Source organism: Pseudomonas cichorii, from assembly GCF_019719005.1.
GTDB classification, from domain to species: domain Bacteria; phylum Pseudomonadota; class Gammaproteobacteria; order Pseudomonadales; family Pseudomonadaceae; genus Aquipseudomonas; species Aquipseudomonas cichorii_E.
The window spans coordinates 46711-60337 of record NZ_JAIGPJ010000021.1; the positions used below are offsets into that span (position 1 = coordinate 46711).

Genomic DNA, 13627 nt, shown 5'->3' on the forward strand with positions numbered 1-13627 from the left:
TTAGGCTGCCAGAATAGTTTCTGGCCTGGAATATTCGATGCCCCATACCTTTCGTGCAACGCTTCCTGCATTGCTCCTGTCGCTGATAGTACCTTGTGCGCTGCCGGTGGTGGCTGCCGATCCTGCACCGGCCAAGGATGCTGCCTCCGCCGAAGCCCCTGTGGAACGCGCCCCGCTGCTGACCCGGGCTCAGGAAGATGCCATCGCCCTCGAGCGCCAACTGCCGCCTCAGGACCTGCAGCAACTGCAAGCCGGTGACGAAAGCTTCCTGGCACTCTGGAAACCCGCCAACAGTGCCGACCCGAAAGGCGCGGTCATTCTTCTGCCCGGTGCGGGCGAGTCGGCGGACTGGCCGGATATCGTCGGCCCGTTGCGTCGCAAGTTTCCGGACACCGGCTGGGCCACGCTGAGCATCACCCTGCCGGATGTGCAGGACGAAGCCCTGATGCCACGCGAACCGGATGCGCCTGCCGCTGAAGAAAAGCCCAAGGACGCGCCAAAGGATGATGCCGCCAAGGCAGCCGACACTCAGGCGCAGGCAGGTGACGAGGTTGCAAAAGCCGCAGAGGCCGAAGAACGCGCCAAGGCTGAAGCCGAACACATCTTTGCCCGCATCGAAAGCGCGATCAGTTTTGCCCAGCAGAACAAGGCACGCAGTATCGTGCTGATCGGCCATAGCAGCGGTGCCTATTGGGCAGCACGCTTCCTGAACGAGCGGCAATCTCCGCTGGTCCAGAAATTCGCGATGGTGGCGGCCCGTGAGCCGGTCAATACCAAGCCTTCGCTGCTGGAACTGGTGCCGACGCTGAAAATGAAGACCGCAGACTTCATCTACAAGAGCCAGTCACCACAGGCGGCCAGTGCTCGCCTGCAAGTCAGCAAACGCGCCAAGGGGGCGGGCTTTACTCAGGTCGCACTGATCAACATTGTGGGGAATGAAGAGGCCGAGCAGGAACAGATCTTTCGCCGTATCAGAGGTTGGGTAGAGGCGGAATAAAGGCTTTCGCGAATGAATTCCTACGCGATCACCGTGGGAACCAATTCATTCGCGAACAACCACTCACACTCAACGAAACCCGCGACGCGCCTTGATCACTCTATAGGCACTGTGCAATTCGCTGGTCTTTTCGGTGGCAACACGCACTTGCAATGTGTTGGCACCGCCTCCCGCGATCTTGTCCGGATGATGCCGACTCAGCAGACGACGATAGGCGCGCTTGATGCTCGCCGGGTCGGTATCGGCCTGCACTCCCAGCAGTGAAAGCGCCCCGCTGTATTCGTCCGAACTGCTGACGGACGGCCTTTTCATCGGGTCGTGTTCGGCAGCCAGCGCCTCGACTTTCAGCTCTGACCAGCCCAGCCACATCCCCCACGCACCGATCAATTCACGTTCGATACGGGTGACCTTGCCGTCGGCCCAGGCCATGCGCCAGCAAGCCCGCAACAGGCCTTCAGCCATGCCCGGCTGGCCGCGCAGACGACGCAGATAACCGCGCAATCCGTCAGCACCGTCCTTACCGCGATTGAAAGCGGCAATGGCAAGACGCTGTGCAGCCTCATCCATGTTCAAGCGGCGCATTTCCGCCTGAGCCTGATGGATATGGCTGGCCATGACACGGCCGCCACTTTTGGCCAGACGCCCCAGCAGCACGAACAGCAGATCTTCGTCACGTACCGCCGAACGGCCACCCAGGCGCTCACGCAGATGCGCCCAGGTGTGCAGTTGCAGCCGACGATCCAGAGCCTGTCCCAGCAACGCACCTAACATCGCGCCCGGAATATCGGCAATGGCATATCCGGCTCCGGCGCCGAGCAGCGTGCCTGGCCACAGCATCTAGCGGGTCCCCGACAGCAATCGCTCGACTTCGCCAAGACGCTCATGAGTACCGACGTCAATCCAGATCCCCCGGAAATGCTCACCCGTGACCAGCCCCTGAGCCATCGCCTGACACAGCAACGGAGCCAGCTTGAAGGCACCGGCTTCGCAGCCAGCGAAAAGGCGCGGATGCAGGATGGCAATGCCGCTGTAGGTCAGACGCGGTACGTCTTCTGCAGAAGACTCCTGCAGCAGGCCGTCGACAAGAGCGAAATCGCCAGTCGGATGGTGCGCGGGGTTATCGATCATCACCAGATGGGCAAGCCCGGTCAGGGGCGTGCGCAGCCCGGCAAAGTTGTAATCGGTCCAGATATCGCCGTTGACCACAACAAAGGGCTCATCCCCCAGCAGTGGCAGTGCGCGAAAGATACCGCCACCGGTTTCCAGTGGCTCGCCTTCGGGTGAGTAGCGAATGTTCACGCCCCAACGCTGGCCATCCTCAAGATAGTCTTCTATCTGTTGCCCCAGCCAGGCATGGTTGATGATCAGGTCGTGAAACCCGGCCTCCTGCAATGCCTTGAGATGGTATTCGATCAAGGGAACACCACCGGCACGCACCAGAGGTTTTGGTGTGTGCAAGGTCAACGGTCGCATCCGCTCGCCTTTACCGGCGGCGAGAATCATCGCTTTCATGCAAGCCTCTTCCACACAATCGATCCTTCTTCAAAATAATCACACCTCACGCCGATGGCCGCAGGCTGGTCAGCAGTTGTCCCAGTTCTGCCAGCTCCGGACGTCGCGACACAACGGCCTCTATATACGAGAAGAAGCGCGGAACATCACCCAGATAGCGCGGCTTGCCATCACGATGGCAGATGCGGGCAAAAATCCCGATGACCTTCAAGTGCCGCTGCACACCCATCAGATCACTGGCCCGCGAAAAGGCGGCGAAGTCTTCATGAATCTCAATACCCAGGGCGCGCGCCTTGTTCCAGTAAGTGTTCAGCCAGCCGGCAACGCGCTCTTCAGGCCAGCTCAGGAACGCATCCTTGAACAGGCAGGTAATGTCATAAGTAACCGGCCCGTAGACCGCATCCTGGAAATCCAGCACGCCCGGATTGGGCTCACTGATCATCAGGTTGCGCGGCATGTAGTCGCGATGAACCAGCACCTTGGGCTGCGCCAGGGCGCTTTCGATCAACAGGTCGCTGACATGCTGCCAACTGGCCAGTTGCGCGGAGTCCATCTCAATCCCCAAGTGACGCTTTACATACCACTCGGGGAAAAGCTCCAGCTCACGACGCAACAAGGCCACGTCATAACTGGGCAACGGCGCATCCATCGGCAGTTGCTGATAAGTCAGCAGCGCTTCGATGGCATCGGCAAACAATGCATCGGCGTTGTCCGCATCGATGACGTCCAGATACGTCTGACGCCCCAGATCGCTGAGCAGCAAAAAGCCCTGCGTCAGGTCTTCGGCATGAATTTTCGGAACATTAATGCCCGAGCTGGCCAATAAATGAGCAATGTCCACGAAAGGTTTGCAGTTTTCCTGAGGTGGAGGCGCATCCATGACAATAAAAGTTTTATCGCTGCCTTCCCAGCGGAAGTAGCGACGGAAACTCGCGTCGCTACTGGCCGCAGTCAACGTGGCCGGGGGTACGGCGCCCCATTTCTGTCTGGCAAAGAGCGCTGGCAACTGCTCATCGAGCCAAACTTTCAGGGATTGAAGGCGTATATCTTGGTCTGACATTACAAGGGTCTCCGACGGCGCTAGCCGTCAAGCGGGTCATGCTTTATTATCCGGGATCTTTTTCAGCCCATCGAGAGGCGTGCGGCCCCCCCGCGGGCAGATGGCGCGCAGGAAGCCCGGACTAATAAGATGGCATTGAAATCCCCCGCGTTTCGTAAAAAATTTCCGTTGCTCGTAACCGGCAGTCTGCTGGCGATGCAACCCCTGGCCACTCAGTTCGTGGTTGCCGCGGAACAGTATGACTGCTCAGTCTCTGCTTCGGGTGCCTGGAACTGTGCGCCGAAATCGAATACGGCTGCTGTAGCGCTGCCTCCACGTCCCGTGCACAGCGCGACCGAGGTCAGCTCCAACGGCACAGTGATTTCGCAAGGCACCACGGCCGGCACGACTGTCGACACGACAAAACTGGTCAGCGAAGCCAAAGGTAAAGGTCTGGCGTCGCGTAGTGCTGACTACAGCCACCTTGACTGGGTTCCCCGTGAAAAGCTCACGGCTGCGCAATTGGCCGAAACCGGTCCTTATTGCTCGGGAGCCTATGTCGAGCCGATCCGTCCAGGCATGGATGACAAGACCCCCAAGAGCGACGCTCCCCTGTTCGTCGGTGCCAAGGCATCGCGCTACGAGCAGGAAAAGCAGATTGCGACCCTGGCTGGCGATGTCGTCCTGCGTCAGGGCAGCATGCAGGCTCAGGCTCAGGAAGCCGCTCTGTATCAGGCCGAGAACCGTGGCGAGCTCAACGGCGATGTCCGCTTGCGCGACAACGGTGCCCTGATCGTCGGCGACCGTGCCGAACTGCAACTCGACACCGGCGAAGCCCAGGTCGACAACGCGGAATACGTTCTGCACAAGTCGAACATTCGCGGTAACGCGCGCTACGCAAAGCGTGCAGAGAACGCGATCATCCGCCTCAAGGACGGTACCTATACCTCCTGCGAACCGGGCAGCAACGCCTGGACGCTCAAGGGCAACAACATCACGCTGAACCCGGCCACCGGTTTCGGCACCGCGACCAACGTCACGCTGCGGGTCAAGGACATACCGGTACTCTACACGCCGTATATCTACTTCCCGATCGACGACCGTCGCCAGTCCGGCTTCCTGCCGCCGACCATTGCTGCCGGTGGCGACAACGGCTTCACCCTGGTTACGCCTTACTACTTCAACCTGGCGCCCAACTACGACGCCACGTTGTATCCACGCTACATGGCCGACCGCGGCCTGTTGATGGAAGGCGAGTTCCGTTATCTCACCAAGAGCAGCGAAGGCCAGTTCGGCGGCGCTTACCTCAACGACGAAGATGACGAGCGCAGACTGCAGTCCGAGTACGAGAAAAAACGCTGGATGCTCAACTGGCAGCACACCGGTGGTCTTGACTCCCGCTGGCTGACCAAGGTCGACTACACCGACATCAGCGACCCGTACTACTTCCAGGATCTGGATACCGACCAGATCGGCGTGAACACACCTGAGTTCCTCAACCAGCAAGGGTCCCTGACCTATCGCGGTGATAGCTACAGGGCAATGCTCAACGTCCATGCCTACAAACTGGCATCGATCGCCAACATCACGCCGTATGACCGTGTGCCACAACTCACGCTCAACGGCACGCTGCCATACAACCCTGCCGGCCTGCGTTTCGATTATGAAACCGAAGCCGTGCGCTTCGAGCGCGACCTGCAGAGCGGCACCTACTTCGACAAGGACGGCAACCCGGAAGCTCGCCTGGACACCAACGTAGGCGGCCTGGCTCGCGCCAACGGTGATCGTCTGAACCTGGCTCCGTCGGTCAGCCTGCCGATGAACTGGACCTATGGCTTCCTGACGCCCAAGCTGAAGTATGTCTACACCCAGTACGACCTGGATCTGGACAGCCGCGGCAGAGCCGCCGTGCCTGACTTCGAAAGCAAACAGACCCGCAGCCTGCCTATCGTGAGCGTCGACAGCGGCCTGTACTTCGACCGCAATACCCAGTGGTTCGGCAAGGATTATCGCCAGACGCTGGAACCGCGCATGTTCTACCTGTACGTGCCGGAAGAGAACCAGAATGACATTCCGGTTTTCGACACGAGCGAAAGCACGTTCAACTACTCGTCCCTGTTCCGCGACAACCGCTTTACCGGTTACGACCGTATCGGCGACGAGAACAAGCTGTCCTTCGGTGTCACCAACCGCTGGATCGAAGAGAACGGCTTTGAGCGTCAGCGCTTCAGCATCGGTCAGGCGGTGTACTTCCGTGATCGCAAGGTTCAACTGCCAGGTATCACCTTCGCCGACCGCGACGATGCCAAGGCCAAGGTTTCGCCTTATGCGCTGGAGCACGAATACCGCTTCAACCGCGACTTCCGCATCAACTCCGACTTCAACTGGGATCCGGACAGCCGCAGCACGCGTTCGGGCAGCACCATGCTGCATTACCAGCCTGAAGATAACCCGGGCAAGATCATCAACGCCGGCTATCGCTATCGCAACGACCAGGTCCGCTACGACGAGAACACCGGTCGCTGGACAGTGGGCGGTGGCGACTATGGCACTCCAGGTCAACCGGGCTACGTGAAGGACTACTACAAGATCCAGCAACACGATTTCTCGGTCATCTGGCCAATCGTGCCGCAATGGAGCCTTATCAGCCGCTGGCAGTATGACTACAACCGCGACCGTACCCTTGAAGCCTTTGGTGGTTTCGAGTACGACAACTGCTGTTGGAAACTGCGTCTGATCAACCGCTACTGGGTCGACTACGACGAATACAGCCAGGCTGCCCCTCAGAACGAGAAAGGCGACCGCGGCGTATTCCTACAAATTGTGTTGAAGGGACTGGGCGGCGTTACCGGCGCCAAAGTAGAGAGCTTCCTCGACAAAGGCATTCAAGGTTATCGTGAACGTGAAGACCAAGCTTTCTGATTGTCTGCGCCCGCTGATGCTGGGCGCGTTACTCCTGAGCGGCGCTGTTCATGCAGCGGTTCAACCTCTGGACAGCGTAGTGGCCATCGTCGACAACGACGTGATCATGAAAAGCCAGATGGACCAGCGTGTTCGCGAAGTCCAGCAGACCATTGCCAAGCGCGGAGCCGGTACGCCGCCGGCCGAAGCGCTGCAGTCGCAGGTACTTGATCGCCTGATCCTGGAAAACCTTCAGTTGCAGATCGGCGAACGCTCCGGCATTCGTATCACCGATGAAGAGCTGAACCAGGCTATCGAGACCATCGCCCAGCGCAATAACATGAGCGTCCAGCAGTTCCGTGCTGCCCTGGCTCATGACGGTCTGTCCTACAACGATGCCCGCGAGCAGGTTCGTCGCGAGATGGTCATCAGCCGCGTGCGCCAGCGTCGTGTGGCCGAGCGCATCCAGGTTTCCGAGCAGGAAGTGAAGAACTTCCTGGCTTCCGACCTGGGCAAGGCTCAGCTGTCCGAAGAGTTCCATCTGGCCAATATCCTGATCGCGACACCGGACAGCGCTTCGTCGGATGCGATCCAGGCGGCTGCCCGTCAGGCTCAGGATATCTACGGTCAACTGCAGAAAGGCGCCGACTTCGCTCAACTGGCCGTTGCACGGTCTGCAAGCGAAAGCGCACTGGAAGGCGGCGACATGGGCTGGCGCAAGGCTGCTCAGTTGCCACCACCTTTCGGTGACATGCTCAGTTCCATGCGTCCGGGTGAAGTAACCCCTCCGGCACGTACACCGGGCGGCTTCATCATCCTCAAGCTGCTGGAAAAGCGCGGCGGCGAAGGCCAGACCCAGATGCGCGACGAAGTGCATGTGCGTCACATCCTGATCAAGCCAAGCGAAATCCGCAGCGAAGAAGAGACACGTCGTCTGGCGACCAAGCTTTATGACCGTATAGAAGCTGGCGAGAACTTCAGCGAACTGGCCAAGAGCTTCTCGGAAGATCCGGGCTCGGCGCTCAACGGCGGCGACCTGAACTGGGTTGACCCCAACTCGCTGGTTCCAGAGTTCCGTGCAGCCATGAACGATACGCCACAAGGCGTGCTGTCCAAGCCATTCAAGACTGCATACGGCTGGCACATTCTGGAAGTTCTTGGCCGTCGCGCCACTGACGCCACCAGCCAGGCCCGTGACCAGCAAGCCCTGCTCGTACTGCGTAACCGCAAGTACGACGAAGAGCTGCAAACCTGGTTGCGTCAGATCCGTGACGAAGCCTACGTCGAGATCAAGCTTCCCGGCGCGGCCCAGGCTGCACAGTGAAACCAAAGCGTTTCGCACTGACACCCGGCGAGCCGGCCGGCATTGGTCCTGACCTTTGCCTGCTGCTCGCCACGCAGCCTCAGCCACATCCCCTGATTGCCATTACCAACCGTGACCTGCTCCTGGAACGGGCCACTCAGTTGGGCGTGGCCGTCAACCTGATTGCCGTCACTCCCGATGCTCTTCCCGAGCAACCGGCGCCTGCTGGCAGCTTGTATGTCTGGGATACCCCGCTGCAAGCCAGGGTGGTAACCGGCACGCTGGACACGGCCAATGCGGCCTTCGTGCTACAGACCCTTACCCGCGCCGCACAAGGCTGTGTCGACGGGCTGTTCGCCGGGATGATCACCGCTCCTGTCCACAAGGGTGTGATCAACGAAGGCGGCATCGCCTTTTCCGGGCATACCGAGTTTCTTGCCGAGCTGACTCATACCGAACAGGTGGTGATGATGCTGGCTACGGGTGATCTGCGCGTGGCACTGGTGACCACTCATCTTCCGTTGCGTGACATTGCCGATGCCATCACACCGGAACGCCTTGAGCGCGTCACGCGCATCCTGCATGCCGATCTGGTCAACAAGTTCGGCATCCCACGACCACGCATTCTGGTCTGCGGCCTAAACCCCCATGCGGGAGAAGGCGGACACCTGGGTCGCGAAGAAATCGAAATCATCGAACCAACCCTGGAGCGTCTGCGCAGCGAGGGCATCGACCTGCGAGGCCCGCTGCCTGCGGACACTCTGTTTACCCCCAAATATCTGGAGCATTGCGACGCAGTGCTGGCGATGTATCACGACCAGGGCCTGCCCGTGCTGAAATACAAAGGTTTCGGCGCGGCAGTCAACATCACGCTCGGCCTGCCGATCATCCGCACCTCCGTCGATCATGGCACTGCGCTGGATCTGGCAGGCAGCGGGAAGATCGACACCGGCAGCCTGCAAGTAGCCCTGCAAACCGCCTACCAGATGGCCGAGACTCATTCATGACCGAGCAATACCAACACCGGGCGCGCAAGCGCTTCGGACAGAACTTCCTGCACGATGCTGGCGTCATCGACAAGATCCTGCGCGCCATCCGCGCCAAGCCTGAAGACCGCCTGCTGGAAATCGGCCCGGGCCAGGGTGCCCTGACCGAAGGCCTGCTCAACAGCGGCGCACATCTGGATGTGGTCGAGCTGGACAAGGACCTGATCCCGATCCTCAACAGCCAGTTCGCAGGCAAGCCGAACTTCAACCTGCATCAGGGCGATGCCCTGAAGTTCGACTTCAACAGCCTGGGCGCTGCGCCCAGCAGCCTGCGCGTCGTGGGCAACCTGCCCTACAACATCTCCACGCCGCTGATCTTTCATCTGCTGCAAAACGCAGGACTGATCCGCGACATGCACTTCATGCTGCAGAAGGAAGTGGTCGAGCGCCTCGCGGCCGGACCGGGTGGCGGTGACTGGGGCCGTCTGTCGATCATGGTTCAGTACCATTGCCGCGTGGAACACCTGTTTAACGTAGGTCCGGGAGCATTCAACCCGCCCCCGAAAGTGGACTCGGCCATCGTCCGCCTGGTGCCCCATGAAACACTGCCTCATCCGGCCAGGGACCACCGCCTGCTGGAGCGCGTGGTACGCGAAGCCTTCAACCAGCGCCGCAAGACCCTGCGCAATACCCTCAAGCTGCTGCTGAGCGCCGATGAGATTGCAGCCGCCGGTGTCGATGGCAGTCTGCGCCCCGAACAGCTGGATCTTGCTGCATTCGTCCGCCTGGCGGACAAACTCAGCGAAAAGGCAGAGGTGGAATAATCTGACAGGACAAGTAAACGGCTATATGCCATTAGTCATTTTCCGCTTACTTGTCCTAGACTGACCTGTCTATCGAACGCTCCAGTTTTTTCCGCTATAGCTTTCAAGGTCTACCGCATGCCCGATTCCCGTTATCAGGTCGACGTCAGCGTCGTCACGCGCTTCCTCGCAGAACAGTCCCAACCCGAGCAGAATCGCTTCGCCTTCGCTTACACCGTCACCGTCCAGAATAACGGCGAGCTGCCGGCCAGACTGCTGTCACGGCACTGGGTCATCACCGATGGTGACGGCCATGTCGAGGAAGTGCGTGGCGAGGGCGTCGTGGGCCAGCAACCGCTGATCAAGGCTGGCCAGAGCCATACCTACAGCAGCGGCACGGTGATGACGACGAAAGTCGGCAACATGCAAGGCTCGTATCAGATGCTCGCCGAGGACGGTAAACGCTTCGATGCGGTGATTGCGCCCTTCCGTCTCGCCGTCCCCGGCTCACTTCACTGATGGCTGTGTATGCCGTTGGCGACCTGCAAGGCTGCCTTGAGCCCCTGAAGTGCCTGCTGGGTGATGTCCGGTTCGATCCTGCAAAGGATCAGCTTTGGCTGGTAGGTGATCTGGTCAACCGCGGCCCACAGTCGCTGGAGACGCTGCGCTTTCTTTACAGCATCCGCGAATCCGTGGTCTGCGTACTCGGCAACCATGACCTGCATCTGCTGGCCGCCTCGCGGAACATCGAGCGTCTGAAGAAGGCCGACACCCTGCGCGAAATCATCGAGGCGCCCGACGGCAACGACCTGCTGGACTGGGTGCGTCGGCAAAAACTGATGCACTACGATGAACAGCGCAATATCGCCATGACCCATGCGGGCATTGCGCCGCAGTGGTCACTGAAGAAAGCCCTCAAATACGCCAGCGAAGTCGAACAGGCCCTGCAGGACGACAACCTGTACGAACCCTTCCTGGATGGCATGTACGGCAACGAACCCGTCAAGTGGGACAACGACCTGCAAGGCGTAACGCGGCTGAGGGTGATCACCAATTACTTCACCCGCATGCGCTTCTGCACCCGCGAAGGCAAGCTCGACCTCAAGAGCAAGGAAGGCATCGAAACCGCCTTGCCTGGCTATGAGCCATGGTTCAAGCATCCGAATCGCAAGACCCGTGACCTGAAGATCATCTTCGGCCACTGGGCAGCCCTTGAAGGCAAGTGCGATGAACCCGGCGTTTATGCGCTGGACAGCGGGTGTGTATGGGGCGGTGCCATGACCCTGATGAACGTCGATACCCTTGAACGTCATCGCTGCGATTGCGATGCTGTCGGCAATGCCGCCACGCGCCCGGCAACGCCCCTCATTCCCCAGCCAGAGGCCAGCGAGGCCCGGCGTTAAAAGATCAGCTCAGGAGTCCAGCCATGACCGAATTCAAACGTATTCCCCCTGAACAGGCCCAAGCCCTTCGCGAGCAGGGTGCCGTACTGGTAGACGTGCGCGACCCGCAGGCTTTCGCCAGCAATCACATCACCGACTCTCACCATCTGGACAATCACTCGATCGCCGACTTCATCGCCAAGGCCGATCTGGACAAACCGCTGGTAGTGGTCTGCTACCACGGCAACTCCAGCCAGAGTGCCGCCGCCTACCTCGTGGGCCAGGGCTTCTCCGAGGTGTACAGCCTCGATGGCGGCTTCGAATTGTGGCGCACCACCTTTCCGAGCGAAACAGCGCAGGGTTAACGACAGAACGGATGCTGGTGCAGACACGCAGAAACACCCGGCACACTCTGAAAAAATATTTTTATCAAGCCGATCCCGCGTCCTGCGCGGGTTCGCGCCCAAACTGACGAACGGTCAGCCACACTTCTTGCTCATCCCTTCTTTATCTTTCCGAATCCGAACTATCCTTAGCCTCAGGCCATCCGTAATCAGGGGAGAGCCGGTACACCGGCGCGTGGGTCATCGGTAGTTACTTTTATGGTGTTCTGGGGGGTAAACGGCATCTGGATACTCAGCTGCTGCCAGCATCGACTGACGATCCGCCGCCGGCTCAACGTATCGAGCGAGGTGACGTCATGAGTATTTTTAGCCACTTCCAACAACGCTTTGAAACCACACGTCAGGAAGAGCTCTCGTTACAGGAGTATCTGGAGCTCTGCAAACAGGATCGCAGCACCTACGCCTCTGCCGCAGAACGTCTTCTGCTGGCCATTGGCGAGCCGGAGCTGGTGGACACCTCCACCAACTCACGGTTGTCGCGGATCTTTTCCAACAAGGTGATCCGGCGTTATCCGGCCTTTGCCGACTTCCATGGCATGGAAGAATGCATCGACCAGATCGTGTCGTATTTCCGCCATGCAGCCCAAGGCCTGGAAGAGAAGAAACAGATTCTCTACCTGCTTGGCCCGGTAGGTGGCGGCAAATCGTCTCTGGCTGAAAAGCTCAAGCAACTGATCGAAAAAGTCCCCTTCTACGCCATCAAGGGTTCACCGGTATTCGAGTCGCCACTGGGGTTGTTCAATGCAACCGAGGACGGCGCGATTCTCGAAGAAGACTTCGGTATCCCGCGGCGTTACCTCAATACCATCATGTCGCCATGGGCGACAAAGCGTCTGGCTGAGTTCGGGGGCGACATCAGCCAGTTCAAAGTGGTGAAACTCTATCCATCGATTCTCAACCAGATCGGCGTGGCGAAAACCGAGCCAGGGGACGAGAACAACCAGGATATTTCTGCACTGGTAGGTAAAGTCGATATCCGCAAGCTGGAAGAGTTCTCGCAAAACGACGCCGACGCCTACAGCTACTCGGGCGCTCTGTGCCGGGCCAACCAGGGCCTGATGGAATTCGTCGAGATGTTCAAGGCACCCATCAAGGTTCTGCACCCGTTGCTGACTGCAACCCAGGAAGGCAACTACAACAGTACCGAAGGCCTGGGCGCGATTCCGTTCACGGGCATCCTGCTGGCCCACTCCAACGAATCGGAATGGCACAGTTTCCGTAACAACAAGAACAATGAAGCCTTCATCGACCGGATCTACATCGTGAAGGTGCCTTATTGCCTGCGTATCAGCGACGAAATCAAGATCTACGACAAGCTGCTGTTCAACAGTTCCCTGGCCAAGGCGCACTGCGCGCCGGACACCCTGAAGATGCTGGCGCAGTTCACCACCCTGTCACGCCTCAAGGAGCCGGAAAACTCCAACATCTACTCCAAGATGCGCGTGTATGACGGCGAAAACCTGAAAGACACCGATCCCAAGGCCAAGTCGATCCAGGAGTACCGCGACAGTGCGGGTGTCGACGAAGGCATGAACGGCCTTTCAACCCGTTTCGCGTTCAAGATTCTGTCCAAGGTCTTCAACTTCGATCCCCACGAGATCGCCGCCAACCCGGTGCACCTGCTCTACGTGCTCGAACAGCAGATCGAACAGGAACAGTTCCCGGCCGAAACCCGCGAACGCTACCTGCGCTTCATCAAGGAGTATCTGGCGCCGCGCTACATCGAGTTCATCGGCAAGGAAATCCAGACCGCGTACCTGGAGTCCTACAGCGAATACGGCCAGAACATCTTCGACCGCTACGTGCTTTACGCAGACTTCTGGATTCAGGACCAGGAATACCGCGATCCGGAAACCGGCGAGATTCTCAACCGCGTTGCCCTGAACGAAGAACTGGAAAAAATCGAGAAACCTGCCGGCATCAGCAACCCGAAAGATTTCCGCAACGAAATCGTCAACTTCGTGTTGCGTGCCCGCGCCAACAACAACGGCAAGAACCCGACCTGGCTCAGCTACGAGAAACTGCGCGTGGTGATCGAGAAGAAAATGTTCTCCAACACCGAAGACCTGCTGCCAGTCATCAGCTTCAACGCCAAAGCCAGCAAAGAGGATCAACAGAAACACAACGACTTCGTCACCCGAATGGTCGAGCGGGGCTATACCGACAAGCAGGTGCGTCTACTCTCCGAGTGGTATCTGCGCGTGCGCAAGTCGCAGTGATGCAGCGGTAAGCTACAAGCATCAGGCAACAGGCTGGAACGGCCGGTTCGACAGATACGACCGTCGCCAGCTTGTGGCTTG

12 protein-coding genes are annotated in these 13627 nt (G+C 59.1%); 9 read left to right on the plus strand and 3 right to left on the minus strand.

Translation table 11 applies throughout. The features are described 5' to 3' along the window. Nucleotides 1-37: 37 nt before the first annotated feature. Nucleotides 38-997: an alpha/beta hydrolase family protein gene (locus tag K5D32_RS16090; RefSeq protein ID WP_221601006.1), complete on the plus strand. Its 960-nt coding sequence runs from the start codon at nucleotides 38-40 to the stop codon at nucleotides 995-997. Between the two features lie 69 nt (nucleotides 998-1066). On the opposite strand, the gene K5D32_RS16095 is transcribed toward K5D32_RS16090, so the two are convergent. The 3 genes from K5D32_RS16095 to K5D32_RS16105 are packed head-to-tail and all read right to left on the minus strand — an operon-like array spanning nucleotide 1067 to nucleotide 3569. Continuing rightward, nucleotides 1067-1834, minus strand: coding sequence for a TerB family tellurite resistance protein (locus tag K5D32_RS16095; RefSeq protein WP_221577889.1), 768 nt, complete (start codon nucleotides 1832-1834; stop codon nucleotides 1067-1069). After that, the gene (gene murU, locus K5D32_RS16100) at nucleotides 1835-2509 is read right to left on the minus strand and encodes an N-acetylmuramate alpha-1-phosphate uridylyltransferase MurU (protein ID WP_221601008.1); all 675 of its coding nucleotides are present in this window, start codon (nucleotides 2507-2509) and stop codon (nucleotides 1835-1837) included. It lies immediately after the preceding gene. A 46-nt stretch (nucleotides 2510-2555) separates the two neighbouring features. Beyond that, a complete protein-coding gene (locus K5D32_RS16105) occupies nucleotides 2556-3569 on the minus strand; it encodes an aminoglycoside phosphotransferase family protein (RefSeq protein WP_221601010.1) in 1014 nt (337 codons plus the stop codon). A gap of 129 nt (nucleotides 3570-3698) precedes the next feature. On the opposite strand from K5D32_RS16105, the gene K5D32_RS16110 reads away from it, so the two are divergent. From K5D32_RS16110 to K5D32_RS16145, 8 genes are all read left to right on the plus strand, one after another. Next, nucleotides 3699-6470, plus strand: a complete 2772-nt coding sequence (locus K5D32_RS16110; RefSeq protein ID WP_221577891.1) for an LPS-assembly protein LptD — start codon at nucleotides 3699-3701, stop codon at nucleotides 6468-6470. Further along, on the plus strand, nucleotides 6451-7773 hold the full coding sequence (locus K5D32_RS16115; RefSeq protein WP_221577892.1) for a peptidylprolyl isomerase: 1323 nt from the start codon (nucleotides 6451-6453) through the stop codon (nucleotides 7771-7773). Before K5D32_RS16110 ends, K5D32_RS16115 begins: the two co-directional genes overlap by 20 nt. Next, nucleotides 7770-8759, plus strand: a complete 990-nt coding sequence (pdxA, locus tag K5D32_RS16120; RefSeq protein ID WP_221601012.1) for a 4-hydroxythreonine-4-phosphate dehydrogenase PdxA — start codon at nucleotides 7770-7772, stop codon at nucleotides 8757-8759. The genes K5D32_RS16115 and pdxA overlap by 4 nt, the downstream gene beginning before the upstream one ends. Then, nucleotides 8756-9562, plus strand: a complete 807-nt coding sequence (gene rsmA / locus K5D32_RS16125) for a 16S rRNA (adenine(1518)-N(6)/adenine(1519)-N(6))-dimethyltransferase RsmA (protein ID WP_221593939.1) — start codon at nucleotides 8756-8758, stop codon at nucleotides 9560-9562. Before pdxA ends, rsmA begins: the two co-directional genes overlap by 4 nt. A 117-nt stretch (nucleotides 9563-9679) precedes the next feature. Next, nucleotides 9680-10060: a Co2+/Mg2+ efflux protein ApaG gene (apaG, locus tag K5D32_RS16130; RefSeq protein ID WP_117166859.1), complete on the plus strand. Its 381-nt coding sequence runs from the start codon at nucleotides 9680-9682 to the stop codon at nucleotides 10058-10060. Continuing rightward, the gene (locus tag K5D32_RS16135) at nucleotides 10060-10944 is read left to right on the plus strand and encodes a symmetrical bis(5'-nucleosyl)-tetraphosphatase (RefSeq protein WP_221593940.1); all 885 of its coding nucleotides are present in this window, start codon (nucleotides 10060-10062) and stop codon (nucleotides 10942-10944) included. Before apaG ends, K5D32_RS16135 begins: the two co-directional genes overlap by 1 nt. Nucleotides 10945-10967: 23 nt before the next feature. After that, nucleotides 10968-11288, plus strand: a complete 321-nt coding sequence (gene glpE / locus K5D32_RS16140) for a thiosulfate sulfurtransferase GlpE (protein ID WP_198724434.1) — start codon at nucleotides 10968-10970, stop codon at nucleotides 11286-11288. A gap of 335 nt (nucleotides 11289-11623) precedes the next feature. Beyond that, nucleotides 11624-13546, plus strand: coding sequence for a PrkA family serine protein kinase (locus K5D32_RS16145; RefSeq protein WP_025258338.1), 1923 nt, complete (start codon nucleotides 11624-11626; stop codon nucleotides 13544-13546). Nucleotides 13547-13627 lie beyond the last annotated feature (81 nt).